We start from the raw sequence: 15,932 nt of genomic DNA, 5'->3' as shown, positions 1-15,932 counted from the left end.
TATAAGAAATTATATATTTTTTTTTATAAGTAATCAAGGCTATAATAATAAAAAATATCAAATTTATCAGATTATTTATTGAAAAGGAGAGATAAACATGGACAATGAAAAATTAACTCAAAATTCAATTTGTGCAGATATAATTTTATATAATGGGAAAATAGTTACTGTTGATAAAGAATTTAGTATAGCACAAGCTGTTGCAATTAAGGGAAATACTATTTTGGCAGTTGGGAAAAATGAAGATATGAATTCATTTAAAGCTCATAAAACTCAAATTATAGATTTGGAAGGTAAAACTGTAATTCCAGGGCTGATTGATAGTCATATTCATGCTAGCCTTTGTGCTAAAGAAATTAAAAATTTTATTCTTTCAGAAGTTAAAACTATAGCTGAGTTACTCAAAGAAGTTGAAAAATGTGTTAAAGCTAGTGAACCAGGGAAATGGATTATTTCTTCAAGTGCTTGGCATGAAAGTCAATTAGTCGAAAATCGTTTTCCAACTAGATGGGAATTAGATAGAGTAGCCCCAAATAATCCTGTAATGATATCTAGAGGAGGGCATGTACTTGTTGTAAATTCCAAGGCTCTAGAATTGGGCAATATAACCAAAGATACAATAGAACCAGAGGGTGGAATTATTGTAAGGAACCATGATACGAAAGAGCCAACAGGAGTTCTATTAGAAAATGCTGCAGCTGTAATTAGAACTTTAATACCTAAGCCTACAGAAGTTGAAGTAAAACAAAATACTATAAATTTCATGAAAGAAATGAATTCTTATGGAATTACAGGGATGACCGATGCGTGGGCAAAGGATAGTGATATTGAAATATATTCAAAACTTAATGAGGAAAAAAAATTAACAGTGCGTACGCAAGCTTTATATCCAGTAATGAATTTAGAGGAGACTTTGCATGCGGTCTCAAAATATAAGCCATTAGAAGGTGATGATTATTTTAGAATTGGTGGAATCAAAACTATGGTTGATGGTGGTGTAGAAGCAGCTTGGATGAAAGAACCATATGAGATAGTAGCAGGAATGCAGTTGAATCCAGAATACCGAGGAATTCAAATTTATGATGGGGAAGCACGAAAAAAAGAATTTAAAGATATATTGAAGTTAGTAGCAGAAAAGGGGTTTCAAATTCAAACTCATGTTGCAGGTGATGCAGCAATAGAATTTGTAGTTAATAGTTATGAGGAAATTAATGAAATTACCTCAATTAAAGATTTAAGATGGACTGCTATGTATGTTATGTATCCAACAAAAGAAAGTTTAGATAAAATTAAAAAATTGGACATCTTCACTACTGTCCAAAATCATCCATATCTTTTGGGAAAGAATATGAAAAGTTTTTGGGGTGAGAGACGTGCAAATTCTGCAATTCCAATACGTACAATAATGGATAAAGAAATAGTTGTTGGGGGAGGAACGGATGCACCTATTGTTCCTTGGAATCCATTCATTTCAATTTCATGGATGGTAACACGTCGTATTGCAAATGGAGAAGTTCAGGGAATAGATGAAAGTATATCACGTGAAAGAGCTTTATATATTTGGACAATGGGGAGTGCTTATACTCAAGGTAGTGAGAATAAATTAGGTTCTATAGAGAAGGGAAAATCTGCAGATTTAGTTGTTATATCAAAAGATTTATTAACAATTCCAGTTGAAGAAATACAATCAATTAAAGCAATTAAAACTATTGTGGGAGGAAAGCTTGTATACCAAAGAAATAACTGAAATTATGAGGATAATTTTATATCCTCTTTAAAATTATTAAGGTAGGTTCAAAATAAACAATATAATTGTCAACTTCACAGAAAATACCGTATTTTTCTCTGTAATGTGCAAGGGCATATTCTAAAAATTCTTCAGTTACATTTAAGTAATCAGATAAATCGTTTTTGCTTCGAATGCCTTTTTCAAAAGCGGATATTAGAGAAGACAGTGTCACTAATTTTTCATATCCCCAATTTTTAGCTCTTTTTTCTTGTTTAGCATTTTCTATGTTATTGGTGCTTAATATATTGCCTAAAGAAGTATAGTGGTGTCCTAATTCTTCAGCTAATATGCAGTTCTTTTCGCTTTCAGTGTCAAGCCTAGAATCAATTGCTATAGTATTATCGCAATACAATCCCTTTAAATTACCCTTAAAATTCATTTCAATTATTTCTAAATTTTGTTCCTCAATTTCTTTTAGTAATGATTCATTCATACAATTCCTCCAATAATGTCCGTTATGTATATTATTAATTTTTCTTTTTTTTAGAGAGTACAAACCTAATAAAGTTTTCTATATCTTCTTTATCTGCTTCTGAAAATTCTTCCCCATCAAAGTGTGCGGCTATAGTATTCAGTGTATTTGGAGTTTTACAATCTTTTTCATTTTCTGAAATACCGGTTATATAATCCAAGGTTACATTAAAATATTCAGAAAGTATTCTAGCATAGTTTAAAGTGGGTTCCATTTTTCCGTTTTCCCATTTGGATATAGTGCTTTTAGCTATACTTACGCCATATAAGGCTGATAAGTCACTGCACATTTTATCCATAGAAATTCCTTTATTTTCTCTTAATTTTTTTAATTTAACACCTAATTCACTCATTACATGTAAATCTCCTTTAATAAGATTTTTGAAGATATTTATACATATAATTATAGCACGTGAGTTTCTAAATGTGAACACAAAGCTGTGAAAATTTACAATATGTTATTGACATGGAAACAAAAAAGAGATATATTGAATACAAAAGTTTCTAAAGAACTAACAAATGCTGTGAAAAAATAATTTTCCAAGCATGATTTTGCAGTGTTTGTTTCCAAAAGACTAATAAAATAAATTATATAAAAGGATGGGTGCTAAATAATGAATAAAGATATATTAAAAACAGTTGAAAACAGATTATATGACTATTTTGAACGTGAGGAATTATTAGAAGGAAGTAAATTAAAAATTCATAAACTTCAAGAGCAAATTAAACAAATAGATGAAGATATTAAAGGTAATAATGTTATGCTCGAAGGAGGATATAAGTCAATTACTTATGGGGAAAAAGTTCAAACAAGTTTAGACACCACAAGTTATTTTGAAAAAGAATTTGTTAGAGCTGTTGAAAGGCTAGAGAAGGAGAAGGTATTTAAACTTGGAAGGATAAGTGAATTGAAGTCGGAAATGAGAAAGTTAGAGGAAGCCTCAATAGATATCGAATGTAATATAGATAAGCTTCAGGAAATTGATTTAAAATTTATAGAACTTAAGTATAAATCAAAAGCTAGATTGAGTGTTGAAGAAGTAGCTAACGAACTTAATATGTCTAGATCATCAGCATATTTAAAGAGGGACAAACTAATAATAGAAATAGCAGGTTGGATTGGTTTGCAGGGTTTGGATTTTTAGTGGACAAACTATGGAGGAAGTTGGGATGATTTTACTAGTAAACCATAGTATACTAATAGCATAAGATTAAAACATTGAGAAGTAAGAGCATTCTGGAACATTAAATAACATCAATAAATCTAAGAGGAATATTATTAAAATCCTAAGAACTTTCAATAACTCACTGACGTTCAAACAAATTGAAAGTTCTAAGTACACATACTAGGGGTTTGGGCTTTGCCCATGTAGGCTCATTAACCTAAGCTTATTAATTTTTTTGAAACATGTAATAATGTTGCGTACTACTAAAAGTTTGGATATTCCTCTAAGATTTATAAGATGTTATTTAAATTGTTCCAAAACGCTCTTACTTCTCAATATAAATGAGTTTAAGGAGAGAACACATATCAGAGGTTTGGGCGTAAGCCTATTAACATTCTTGAACCTATATTGTTACTTTCTAGTGCTCCATTTCAAAGACATAAGTTAATGAAAAATATTAGTGTGCCTACGGAATTTTGGGGTAGTGCAGAAACAATAATTATTACAAAAATGCGAAGTATAGTATGTTAAATTACAATTTGAAAAGCAGAGTACAGATGACAGAGTACAGAGTACAGTGAAGGATACACATGCTAGGGGTTTGGGCGTAAAGCCCATGTAGGTTCTTTAACCTTAGTAGAGTTACTTTCAATAGCAGTGCAATAAAACTTTGTATATTAATAAACGTTGCTTAGGTAAATCTTAAACTTAAATGGTGTCAGCTTTGCTGAACGCCATGTATGGCGCCATTGCGCAGCAATAAAAAAATAAGTTTTCAGATTTTTTGGAGTGTTAACGGAGAAAAATCGTCCTTCATTGTACTTTGTACTTTGGCTTCTTGAAAGGTGGTGAGAAAAAATTATTTGCATAAGAGCACCTAATAATTTTGAAAAAGGAGGAGCAAGTGTTGATAGAAATAAATGGTATAGAGGAATATCTAAACAAACTTCAAAAATTTAATGAAGATTTTGAAGGTGAATTTGAAAATGAAGCAGCTGCATTAGCTTATAAGTTTTTAGAAAAAGTTGTCCAAAGAATACCGGCTGGAAATTATGATAAAAGTACAGAAAGCATAAAAGAAAGCTTTGTAATAGGACCACTAGTGGAAGATGAGGAAGGCTTGCATATTCAAATTTACAATGCGAGTGAAAATGCCAAGAAAGCAGAATATGGGTATATGACAATTGACACTACAACAGGTAATCTAATTTTTAAACCAGGAACACACTTTATGAAAATAAGCCTGCAGGAATTTAAAGAAGAATTAGATTTAGAAATTAAGCAGTGGTTAAATAATTTTTGGGAAGGGGAGTTTAGATGGTAGCATACAACGACATAAGAAATGCTTTTAAAACAATAATAACTGAAAACTATAATGGGATACCAATATATGATGAAAGTATACAGCAGGGATTTAAAGCACCTGCTTTTTTTATGCAGTTAATTCCTATTAATGGTGAAAGGGAAAATAAAAATTCCAAATCAAGACTTATGATGATGGATGTACAATATTTTCCCAAAGACAATTCTACTGATGATGCTTTTGATGTAGTAGATGGATTAGAAAATTTATTTAGAGATTCTATTGATGTAAATGGAAGAAGCTTAAAGCTTGAATACACACAGTATCAAACAGAATATGATGGTACAGGAATTGTACTACATTTTAATATTTTTATAAATTATTTTGAATTAATAAGGGAAGAGCCTACTGGAGAGACTGCTTCAGAGGTTATTGTGAAAGGAGTATAAAAAATGAATTTACCTAATATTAATATAGCTTTTAAAGATAAAGCAAATACAACAATAAGACGAGGGGAAAGAGGAATTGTGGCACTTGTTTTAAAAGATGCAGTGCCAAGCGTTAATCCAATAATAGTTAAAAGCGAAGATGATATACCAGCTAGTTTGACAGCTGATAACAAGGAACAAATAGAGTTAGCACTTATTGGAGGAGAAAATGTTCCAGAAAAAGTAATTGTATATATTGTTGCAGCCGATGCAGCAGATTTTTCAGCTGCTTTAAATTATTTAGAAACAACAAAATTTGATTATTTGGCAATACCAAGTATAGATAAGACAGATGATGTAGTTGCATGGGTAAAGCAGCTTAGAGATTCTATGGATATAAAAATAAAAGCAGTACTTCCACATACTACAGCAGATTATGAAGGTGTAATAGATTTTGACACAGATAATATATCTGCTAATGGTAAAACTTATACAGCAGCACAGTATTGTTCAAGAATAGCTGGAATATTAGCTGGTACACCACTTAATATATCTGCAACTTATTCAGTATTAAAAGAGGTTGAAGATGTGCCACATTTATCAAAAACAGATGGCGATAATGCAGTGGCAGCAGGAAAATTAATATTAATTAATGATGGAGAAAAATGCAAAATAGGCAGAGCAGTAAATTCACTTGTAACTACTGATGACAATAAAGGCGAAGATTTTAAGAAAATTTTAATAGTAGATAAAAATGATATGTGGCATAACGATGTGAAAATGACCGTAAGTGATTTTTACTTAGGAAAATATCCTAATAATTATGATAATAAAATATTGCTTATAGCAGCAATTCAAGGCTACAATGATCAGCTTGCAGTGGAAGGTTTGCTTGATAATTCTTTGGCGGAATATAACAAGGTGACAATCGATATAGATGCTCAAGAAGTTTATTTAGAATCCATAGGCACAGATACTTCAAGTATGAAGGAACAAGAAATTAAAGAGGCTAACACAAAAGACAAGGTATTTTTAGCATCAAATTTAAAATGGACAGATGCTATGGAAGATTTTAATATTAACGTTACTATATAAGGAGGATTTTGATTATGGCATATGATTCACAAAAAACAATATCAGGAACAGAGGGAGAGGTTTGGATTGACGGAGATTATATAAGTGAAGTTACAGCTCTCCAAGCTAAGGTTACACTTACTAAAGAAGAAGTTAAGATGTGTAAGGTAAGAGGCAAAAAATATAAGGTTACAGGTTATGAAGGTAAAGGAACACTTAAAATGAATAAGGTTAATTCAAGAATGCTTATAAAACTTGGAGAGGCTATTAAAGAAGGACATACTGTTGTATGCACAATAATATCTAAGCTTGATGATCCAGACAGTGAAGGTACAGAGAGAATTGCAATAAAAGATGCTACCTTTGATGAATTAACTTTAACAGATTGGGAAGCAAAAAAGATGGCAGTAGAAAGCATTCCCTTTACTTTTTCTGATTATGAAATTTATGACACAATACAAGCGTAAATTAAGAAGAGTCGGCTAGCTGCTGGCTCTTAATTTTTAGGAGGAAATGAAAATGAATAATAATGTTATGGATTTATTGTTAAAGGCAGATACAAGCAAAATAAAAAAGCCAACTAAAAAGGTTAAAATACAAAGCTTAAGTGAAAGTTTAGGAGAAGAAGTGATATTTACAATAGAAGCACTTTCTATGAGTGTGTATAGCTCTATTCAAGAAAGCTCCTACAGTCTTGTAGACAACGAACTTAGCGATATTGATATAAACAAAATTCAAGTATTAACTGTTATTGAGGGTGTAAAAGAGCCAAATTTAAAGGATAAACAACTTTTGGAACATTTCAAGGTGCATAGTCCAGTGGAACTTGTTGAAAAAATGTTTTCTGGAAAGCCGGGTGAAATAACAAATTTATACAACCATATAAACAGCTTGTGTGGTTTTGATAAAAAGGCGGTTGAAGAGGTAAAAAACTCATAAATTCTGATGGTGAAGTTAATTTAATGTATTATCTTTTTGAAACCAAGAGGATAAGTAAACCATCGGAATATTGGAATATGAAATTGGGAGATAAAATCGTTTTGAGATCCTTTGTTGAAAAAGAAATTTTAGATAAAAATAACAAATGGCGTGAACTTGAAAATAAAAAGATACCTGTTATGGAGGTAGACTTAATTTAATGGCTATGTTTTAAATAAGTGTGAAAATCAGCACTTATTTAAAACATAGCCAATTTAATATGTCTAAAGCTAGAAGGGAGGTGAGGTAATGCAGGATGATGATTTACAGGTAAATATGACCCTTAATGCTGATGATTATATGGAAAATATAAAACTCATTATTGATCAAACAAATGAGTTTAAAAATGTTTTAAATGAAACCATAAGAACCATTGAAAATCAGCAAAAAATGAGTTTTGTAGTAAAAATAAGAGCGGATAGTAGAGAGGTTATTGATGGAACTAATGAAATCAGAAATAATCTAGAACAGGTAGCTAGTAGTAAAGCAATAAAAATAGAAGCTCAAGATTTAGCAAAACCTAAACTAGTAGAGACTGTAAAGCAAGTAAATGAATTCTCAAAAAAGCCTAATAAGATAGTTTTAGATGCTGTTGATAATACTAAGAAAAGTATAGATTCGGTAAAAGCTAATATTTCAAAAATAAATGAATTAGAAAAGAAGAAAAAATTAAAAAGTAATTTAGAAAATACAGAAGAGGGAAACAGAAGTTCAAAGGTTTCAAGAAACTCTAAAGCAATGGAAAATAGTCCCAAGGAAGTAGAAAAATCAAATGCTGATGAAGATAATTCACTTAGTGTAGATAAAATTGTAAAAAGTATTTCTAAATTAGTAGGCGACAAAGCAAAGTATAAGAAGATATTAGACCCAATTAGCAAGATAGTTTCAAACAAAAAAACTTCAGCAGGTATGAAAAAAGTACAAGGCAGTCAAGAACAAGTAAAAGCTTTAGATGCTGTTAAAGGTGCTGGAGGAAGTTCTAGTGGCCTAAAAAAGATTATAAGCAATATTTCCAAAATAGCAGGTGATAAAGCTAATTATCAGAAAATATTAGATCCAATTAGTAAGATACTTGCAGACAAGGATAAGTCCATCAATGATGCTGTAGGAATTGTCAATTCTTTAAAGAAAGGTAATGTAGGTGAAGCCTTAAAGGGAATAGATAATTTAAAAGTAGGCGATAAAGGATGGCAGGATGCAGTTTCACAAATTAGCAAATCATCAAAAATGAAAGGTGCACCTAAGGAAGCTTTAAGCACAATATTACAGGTTGTAAAAAACAGTAAATCAATGAAGGCTTCAGATGAGGATGCTAATAAGGTTAAAAGTATAGTAGATAGTTTAAAGAAGGGTACAAAATCTATTGGTTTAAACATACCTGCTTTAAATAACCTTGATGGTGCAAAATTAGGACAAGATTTCGCAGAACTCAAAAAGAATATAAAAGTAGTAGAGCCTATTTTAAAGAAATTAGAAAAAACTAAGGCCTTTAGCAACTTAAAGAAACAAATAGATTCATTAAATTCTGGTGGAGTTAAAAAAGTAATTAATTTACTCAAAGATATTGAAAAGAATCCTAAAAAAATTGAACAAGCTTTTAAAAGACTTGGAAAAGTTACAAATCCATTTGAAAAAGCTTTAAAAGAAATTTCAAAGCTTATGTCAAAAAAAATGACACTACCTTCATTAGCAAAGGCTGGATTTAAAATAGGTCCTGAAGTAAAGAAGGGATTTAGCGAGCTGAAGAAATTGATTGATGATATTGCAAAAAGGTCTAAAACCTTTAAAGATTTCAGTGATAAGGTTAAAGCTTCTATGACTTCTATAGGATCAGTATTACAAAATAAGCTGCTTAAGATAGTTACATCTTCGTCATCTATAATTCAAAGTGCAGCTAGAGGGGTTTTTGCTTTATTTCAAGCTAATCCAATTGTTTTGGCAATAACTGCTATAGTGGCAGCTTGCGTACTTTTATATGAAGCCTGGAAACATAATTGGGGCGGCATTAGAGATAAAACAAAAGCAGTGGTTGATGAAATTAAAAAGATTTGGAAGGAACTCACAGATTTCTTAGCACACCCTATAAAGGCAACTGTAAACTTTTTTAAGGGCTTCTTTGGAGGAAAAACTGATGGAAGTCATGCAACAGGCTTGTCATATGTTCCTTATAATGGCTATGTAGCAGAATTGCATGAAGGTGAAAGAGTATTAACAGCACAGCAAAATAGAAGCATGGCAAATGGAGCTGGCTTTGGTGGAATATCAATAGCAAAATTAGCAGAAACAATAATTGTTCGTGAACAAGCAGATATAGATAGAATAGCAAATGCCTTGGCTAGAAAATTGCATGAAGCTGCGTATAATATGTGAGGAGGTAGGTTATGGAGTTTTTATTAAAACAAAATGAAGAAAGTTTATGGCTTCCTGTTCCTCCAGCTGATTTTTCAATTCCAAGGGAAATAAGCACAGATACCTTTGATGTGGAAGGCTTTGGGGAAATAAGCTTTATTGGAAAAAGAAAATTGCAAACAATATCTATAAACAGTTTTTTTCCAAGTGAGGCATATTATTTTTGCCAATATACTGATTTCCCTGAGCCTTATGCTTGTGTGAATTTAATTTCAAATTGGCAGGACAGTGGCATTCCAATAAGATTAATAATTTCAGAAACAGGTATAAATATGGAATGTAGTATTGAAAGATTTGAATACGGTGAAAAGGATGGAACAGGTGATGTCGATTTTCAGCTTGATTTAAAGGAATATAGAAGAATAAATACAGCAGAAAAAGTAGTTGGTACCTTTGGGTATAGTTATGATAAGGTCTCAATTAACGATGCAGATAAAATAATTAATACTACAAGACCAGTTACAAAGCTAGTTCCAAAAACCTATACAGTAAGATATGGAGATACACTTTTTAGTATAGCCAAGAAATTTACTGGCAGCATCATGAATTATAAGGCAATAGCAGATAAAAACAATATAAAAAATATGGATAAAATTTATGTTGGGCAGGTGCTTAATTTATGATACATGCATACAGCTTGTACGATAGGTGGCTTGTTACAGACATTACAGGATATTTAAAAACAATTGAATGGAGCGGTGATTTGAGCCAGTGTGCAAGGAAAATAGAATGTACTCTGGCTTATTCTATATTTGATAAAAATCAACCTCATGTTCAAATAGGTCCAGGGACTTTAATATGGCTTGTAGATGATGAGATTGGGGAATTTTTTAGAGGTATAGTTTTTGATAGAGAATTAAATTCTTCAGAGGAACTTAGTTTTACAGCATATGATTATTTAATATATTTTTTACAATCGAAGGGAACCTATAATTTTCAAAATATGTGCCCAGAGGATGTAGCAAGAAAAATATGCACGGATGCTGGAGTAGCAGCAGGAAATCTTGAAAAAACAGGAGTCCAAGTTAATTTATTAGTTCAAGAGGAAAGTTTTTATAACACAATAATGAAGGCATATAAAAAAGCAAGTGATAACTCAGGAGGTCAAAAACAATATTTTCCTAGAATAAATGGAACTAAATTTGAAGTAATAGAAAAAGGGCAAGTCATTGATGAATTTGAATTAAGCCCCGAGACAGATATGAGAAATGCAGCTTATAGTGACAACATAGAAGCTATGGTTAATAGAGTGAAAATATACGATGATAAGAACAATTATGTAGGCACTAAGGAAAATTCTAGTTGGATAACGACCTTTGGAGTATTTCAAGATACCTATACAGTTGAAGAGGGCAAAGATCCAAATGCGGAAGCAAATTTAATGCTTCACGGTGGTGATTCTGAAACTGTTGTAGAGGCACTTGGAAATATGAAGTGCATAACAGGTTTTGGAGTAAAAACAAAAATTTCTTATGTTGATGTCTTGAAGGATTCAGTATGGTATATAGATGCAGATACACATACCTTTTATGTTGCAAGTGGCAAGCACACCATGCAGTTAACGCTTCACAGTACAAATATAATGGATTCTGAAGGGGAGTGATAAAGTGAATATAGGAAATCCGTATAGTTTTTTAGTTAGCACCATAAGAAATCAAGGAGCAGTTAACAATTCCCCGAGTGTGGAGCTTGGAAAAATTGTAAGTGCTGCACCTTTAACGGTTACCATAGGAGATTTGCAGCTTACTTCAAGTAATTTGCTTTTGGCAGATTATCTGAAGGAAGGTTATGAAAGAACACTTGAGGTCAGTGGAACAGAAAATGTTTATACGGCTAAAAGCAATTTAAACAATAACGATACCGTGGCACTTATTAAGATAAGTGATTCAAGCTTTCTCATACTTTGCAAGGTGGTGGAAGCATGATATTTCCAGAAATTAATTATGAAAATTTAAGTACTACAAGTGAGCTGAAGCCATTAAAGGAGTATGCCTGGGATTTTGAGCAGGAGGATTTTATTTTAAAGGATGGAAAATTTCAAGTGGTTTCTGGAACTGAAGCACTTAAGATATGGATATGGAAGGCACTAAGCACAGAAAGATATAGATATATGGCTTATTCCTTTGACTATGGAAGTGAAATTGAAGCTTTAATAGGAAGTACCTATTCAAGTGGACTTATGAACAGTGAAATAGAAAGATATTTAAAAGAAGCTCTTTTAATAAATCCCTACATTAAAAATATAAGTGATATTTCTACAAGTATTGATGAAAGCACAATAAATATAGCTTGTCTTGTAGATACTGTATATGGGGAGGTGAAAGTTAATGTATAGTGAGGATGATGCAGTAATTTTAAATAGAATGAAAAATAATGTACCCTCAGATATTGATAAGGCTGAGGGTTCTTTTATACACGATGCCTTATCACCAATAGCTTTGGAGCTTGCACAGCAGGAGATAAATTTGGATGATGTGTTAAAAAGAGCTTTTGTTATAACAGCAGCACAAAATGGATACAGCGAGGAGCTTGAAAATAGGTGCCTAGAGCAGGGGGTTACTAGAAAACAGGGAACTAATTCTACTGGTCAGGTGACTTTTACAGGTTCAGCCAATACATCAATACCAGATGGGACTATAGTTCAAACTGTAGGTGGACTTCAATATAAAACCGTAGGGGCAGCAGTAATATCAGCTGTAAGTGTAGTGGTTAATATTGAAGCTGTAGATGTAGGTATTAAATACAATGTGCCAGCCAGTGCCATTGTTCAGCTTCCAGTACAGGTTACAGGTGTTACAAGTATTGTAAATTATAATTCAACTACAGGTGGAACCGATATAGAAAGTGATGATGATTTATTACAAAGATATTTAACAAAGGTTCAGCAGCCCTCCAGTTCAGGAAATGTTTCAGATTATATTCAATGGGCGGAAGCTGTTGATGGCGTTGGTGGTGCAAAAGTATTTCCGCTTTGGAATGGGAATGGAACGGTGAAGGTTTGTATAGTTGATAGTAATAAGCAGCCTGCTTCGGATGATTTGTTAAATTCAGTTCAAAGCTACATTGAGTCGGTGCGTCCTATAGGTGCAAATATAACTTATGAAGCTGCTAAGGGGCTAAATATAGATATTTCTGCAAAAGTAGTTCTTGCAGATGGCTTCACACTTCAGCAGGTTCAAGATGATTTTTGTTCCATTGTGAATAAGTATCTCAGTAACTTAGCTTTTAATGCAACTTATGTAAGCTATGCAAAACTGGGAAGTATGCTTTTGACTACAGAGGGTGTTGTTGATTACAATACTTTAACTTTAAATTCTAATACTGTTAATGTGGCTCTTCAAGCTGAGGAGATACCAGTAGCAGGAAATATAAGTTTGGGGGTATGATGAAATGGCATATCCAGATAATATAGATAATTTTACAGATAAATTAAACAAGCTTGATAATAACACTTATGTTATAGAAGAGGAAGTGGCGCTTGTAAATGGTGTTTATGAGGGTGAGCTTCAACATGATAATGTTAGCTTACCTTCTATTAATGTGTACACTGGTTCAAAGCTTACAGGAACTAAGGTAGAAAATATTGTGATATCCACGCCGAGTCTTACACCCTGGAAAAATACAATTAGAATATATTCCGAGGTGTCGCCAGTATATATAACCTATCAAACACAAGGAGATACTGTGGAGGCTGATGATATAAATAAAGTTCAAAATAGTATTGTTAATACTCAAAAAACTTTGAATAATGAGATAACCCGTGCGATTAATGCAGAGACAACATTAACAAATAATCTGAACTCAGAAATAACAAGGGCAAAAAACTCTGAGACAACTATATCAAATGCTTTGACATCTGAAACGAGTAGGGCAGAAAGTTCTGAAGCTACAATAACAACTAATTTAAATGCGGAAATTACGAGAGCCACTAATTCCGAAAATAATATTTCGAATACTATTACAACTAATACTCCTGTATGGAATGATAAATATACAAAAAATGAAGTGGATAATAAAATAAGTGCTGTCATAACGAATTTGGATTATAAAGAACATGTTGCCACTTTTGCAGACTTAGCAACAACTTATCCGAATCCTCAAGATGGTTGGACAGTAAGTGTAGATGCTGACAACATAACTTACAAATACAACGGAACTTCTTGGATACCTATTTCAGCAAACTCAATTCCATTGGCAACAGAATCTGTCAGCGGATTACTGAGTAGTCAAGATAAAACTAACTTTGATGACGCAAATGCTAAAAAGCATACTCACAGCAATTTAAGTTTACTTGAAACAATTACTCAGGTTTTGATAAACAACTGGAATAGTGCTTATACACATATATCAGATGCAGTCAGGCATATTACTTCGGCAGAAAGGTCACTTTGGAATACAGTAAGTAACAAAGTAGATAAAAGTGGAGACACAATTTCAGGACAGCTAACAGTTTTGGGGAATGCCCAAAATAGACCTATAGTAACTCGTGGTATTTCAGGTTCTTCCAGTGATGGGACTACAGTTGATAGTCTATATTTAAACTATGATTCGAATAAGCCTGTGCAGATTGGAACTACTATAACTATAGATCCGAGTACGTCATCAATAACTGCAAAGGCAAGTGATAGCGATGCTGTTGGAGGACATCCTGCTACAGATTTTGCACCAAGCGGATATGGTCTAGGCGGATTCACTCCTTTAATAAATAGCACTGATGCAAATACTGTCATATCAACAGGTTTTTATTACGGAAACAATATTTCTAATGTTCCAACCGTTTCAGGGGAGTCAACTGCTGGGTATTTATTAGTAGAAGCTTCAAGTTCAAATTGGGTGAAGCAAACGTATTGCACATATACAAATTCAAAGATATTTGTAAGAACTAATAATAATGGAACATGGACATCTTGGAAGTCATTAGCATCCTCAGGAGATATACCAACATCACTTCCAGCAAACGGAGGAAATGCTGATATGGTTGGAGGAAAACATGCTACAGATTTCATGGCTAGAACCATTTCTTCAACTACTCTTGATTTTAATACTGTCAAAACGAGTGGAGTGTACAGTGTTAAAGCAAATACAAATTCACCAAATCCAAGTTATAATGGAACATTAATAGTTGAGTTTGAGGTTGGCACTCCGTATCAATTGTGGTGTCCTGATAATTTGAATACAGTATATAAACGAAACTATACTGTTGGGTCTTCAACTTGGGGAGCTTGGGTTAACTTGTTAGGATTGGATACCTTAGGAGCAGACGCTAAATATGCACTTAAAACTGATATTACTAACTTAGGAACTGGTGATATGCAGAAAGCTACCTATGATAAAGATGGAGATGGGATTGTAGATAACTCAGAAGCTTTACAAGGTCATCCTGCTAGTGATTTTATGCTGTTGGGACAAGCAATTATAGGGGAACAGCATTTTGGATATGGCTCATATGTAGATCCATATGTAGGGTTAAGCTGTGCATTGAAAATAAATGGAAATTTGGCGGTGGGCGGAACTATTTATGAAAATCAAAAACAGGTTCTGACAAAGGGCGTCAAATGGAATGACCTCAAGGGGGTGTGATTTATGTATGGTACGGAACATTATGGAATAAATGAATATGCAAGTGAACTTGAGATGACAGCGGGAGAAGTTAAGCCATATAAACCAGACCTACTATCGTATATTACACCTATGCTTAGAGCGTCTCAGGTATTTAAAAGTTGGGATGCTGCCTCTGGGTATGAAATAGGCCTTTTAAAGTTAAATTCCAATGAACTACTTGAGCAATTTTTTATAGCTACAGCAACTTGGGGAATTGCTTATTGGGAGAAGCAGTATGGAATTCCAACTGATTTAAATAAAAGTTATGAGGATAGAAGAGAAGTAATAAAAGCAAAAATTAGAGGTTCAGGTACAACCACAACACAAATGATAAAAAATACTGCCGAGGCTTTTAGTGGCGGTGACGTAAATATAATTGAACATCCTGAAAGTTATTCTTTCACTGTACAATTTGTTGGGGTTTTAGGAATTCCAAAAAACTTGGAGGCTTTCAAGGAGATGTTAGAAACTATAAAGCCCGCCCATTTAGGTTATGAATTTAAATATACCTATACGGTTTGGGATTTTATAAAAAATAAACCTGAAATCTGGGACAATGTAAAAATAAATACCTGGGATAACTTAAAAATATTTAGTGATAAAAATAAGTTACTTGAAACTTAAAATCTATTTGTACCAAAATGCCATCTTCTAGGCATTATGGTTCACATGAATTTCAATAGTTGAACTGGTATATCTATAGGCATTATGGT

Annotated in this window: 17 protein-coding genes; 15 read left to right on the top strand and 2 right to left on the bottom strand. The window is 32.7% G+C overall.

The annotated features are described in order from the left end of the window. Positions 1–97 precede the first annotated feature (97 nt). Complete coding sequence (locus CUEA01_RS18765) at positions 98–1,747, top strand: amidohydrolase (protein ID WP_234123456.1); 1,650 nt, start codon at positions 98–100, stop codon at positions 1,745–1,747. Positions 1,748–1,763: 16 nt separating this feature from the next. On the opposite strand, the gene CUEA01_RS18760 is transcribed toward CUEA01_RS18765, so the two are convergent. Together CUEA01_RS18760 and CUEA01_RS18755 are read right to left on the bottom strand one after the other, a co-directional pair. After that, positions 1,764–2,222 carry an ImmA/IrrE family metallo-endopeptidase gene (locus tag CUEA01_RS18760; RefSeq protein WP_234123455.1) on the bottom strand — a complete coding sequence of 153 codons (459 nt, stop codon included), beginning with the start codon at positions 2,220–2,222 and terminating at the stop codon, positions 1,764–1,766. Between the two features lie 34 nt (positions 2,223–2,256). Continuing rightward, the gene (locus CUEA01_RS18755) at positions 2,257–2,613 is read right to left on the bottom strand and encodes a helix-turn-helix domain-containing protein (RefSeq protein WP_234123454.1); all 357 of its coding nucleotides are present in this window, start codon (positions 2,611–2,613) and stop codon (positions 2,257–2,259) included. A 261-nt stretch (positions 2,614–2,874) separates the two neighbouring features. On the opposite strand from CUEA01_RS18755, the gene CUEA01_RS18750 reads away from it, so the two are divergent. The 14 genes from CUEA01_RS18750 to CUEA01_RS18685 all read left to right on the top strand — a co-directional run bounded on the left by CUEA01_RS18750 (position 2,875) and on the right by CUEA01_RS18685 (position 15,843). After that, complete coding sequence (locus CUEA01_RS18750) at positions 2,875–3,405, top strand: hypothetical protein (protein WP_234123453.1); 531 nt, start codon at positions 2,875–2,877, stop codon at positions 3,403–3,405. Between the two features lie 928 nt (positions 3,406–4,333). Beyond that, a complete protein-coding gene (locus tag CUEA01_RS18745) occupies positions 4,334–4,750 on the top strand; it encodes a hypothetical protein (protein ID WP_234123452.1) in 417 nt (138 codons plus the stop codon). Then, positions 4,744–5,178, top strand: coding sequence for a phage tail terminator family protein (locus CUEA01_RS18740; protein WP_234123451.1), 435 nt, complete (start codon positions 4,744–4,746; stop codon positions 5,176–5,178). The genes CUEA01_RS18745 and CUEA01_RS18740 overlap by 7 nt, the downstream gene beginning before the upstream one ends. A 3-nt stretch (positions 5,179–5,181) precedes the next feature. Continuing rightward, entirely contained in the window at positions 5,182–6,252 is a 1,071-nt protein-coding gene (locus tag CUEA01_RS18735; protein WP_234123450.1) for a phage tail sheath subtilisin-like domain-containing protein, read from the top strand. 14 nt (positions 6,253–6,266) lie between these two features. Then, entirely contained in the window at positions 6,267–6,698 is a 432-nt protein-coding gene (locus CUEA01_RS18730) for a phage tail tube protein (RefSeq protein WP_234123449.1), read from the top strand. 52 nt (positions 6,699–6,750) lie between these two features. Next, positions 6,751–7,170, top strand: a complete 420-nt coding sequence (locus tag CUEA01_RS18725) for a phage tail assembly chaperone (protein WP_234123448.1) — start codon at positions 6,751–6,753, stop codon at positions 7,168–7,170. A 288-nt stretch (positions 7,171–7,458) separates the two neighbouring features. Continuing rightward, a complete protein-coding gene (locus tag CUEA01_RS18720; protein ID WP_234123447.1) occupies positions 7,459–9,579 on the top strand; it encodes a phage tail tape measure protein in 2,121 nt (706 codons plus the stop codon). Positions 9,580–9,590: 11 nt separating this feature from the next. Next, complete coding sequence (locus CUEA01_RS18715; RefSeq protein ID WP_234123446.1) at positions 9,591–10,241, top strand: LysM peptidoglycan-binding domain-containing protein; 651 nt, start codon at positions 9,591–9,593, stop codon at positions 10,239–10,241. Continuing rightward, positions 10,238–11,221: an XkdQ/YqbQ family protein gene (locus CUEA01_RS18710; RefSeq protein WP_234123445.1), complete on the top strand. Its 984-nt coding sequence runs from the start codon at positions 10,238–10,240 to the stop codon at positions 11,219–11,221. Before CUEA01_RS18715 ends, CUEA01_RS18710 begins: the two co-directional genes overlap by 4 nt. 4 nt (positions 11,222–11,225) lie before the next feature. Continuing rightward, positions 11,226–11,543, top strand: coding sequence for a DUF2577 family protein (locus CUEA01_RS18705; protein WP_234123444.1), 318 nt, complete (start codon positions 11,226–11,228; stop codon positions 11,541–11,543). After that, positions 11,540–11,953 (top strand): DUF2634 domain-containing protein, encoded by a 414-nt coding sequence (locus CUEA01_RS18700; RefSeq protein WP_234123443.1) that lies wholly within the window; start codon positions 11,540–11,542, stop codon positions 11,951–11,953. The genes CUEA01_RS18705 and CUEA01_RS18700 overlap by 4 nt, the downstream gene beginning before the upstream one ends. Beyond that, positions 11,946–13,004 (top strand): baseplate J/gp47 family protein, encoded by a 1,059-nt coding sequence (locus tag CUEA01_RS18695; protein WP_234123442.1) that lies wholly within the window; start codon positions 11,946–11,948, stop codon positions 13,002–13,004. The genes CUEA01_RS18700 and CUEA01_RS18695 overlap by 8 nt, the downstream gene beginning before the upstream one ends. A gap of 4 nt (positions 13,005–13,008) precedes the next feature. Continuing rightward, positions 13,009–15,198 carry a pyocin knob domain-containing protein gene (locus CUEA01_RS18690; protein ID WP_234123441.1) on the top strand — a complete coding sequence of 730 codons (2,190 nt, stop codon included), beginning with the start codon at positions 13,009–13,011 and terminating at the stop codon, positions 15,196–15,198. A gap of 3 nt (positions 15,199–15,201) precedes the next feature. Continuing rightward, complete coding sequence (locus tag CUEA01_RS18685) at positions 15,202–15,843, top strand: YmfQ family protein (RefSeq protein WP_234123440.1); 642 nt, start codon at positions 15,202–15,204, stop codon at positions 15,841–15,843. Positions 15,844–15,932 lie beyond the last annotated feature (89 nt).

Source organism: Clostridium hydrogenum (assembly GCF_021432385.1).
In the GTDB taxonomy this organism is placed as follows: domain Bacteria; phylum Bacillota; class Clostridia; order Clostridiales; family Clostridiaceae; genus Clostridium_S; species Clostridium_S hydrogenum.
Note: the sequence above shows the minus strand (reverse complement) of the source record. Positions and strands in the feature narration are given on the sequence as shown.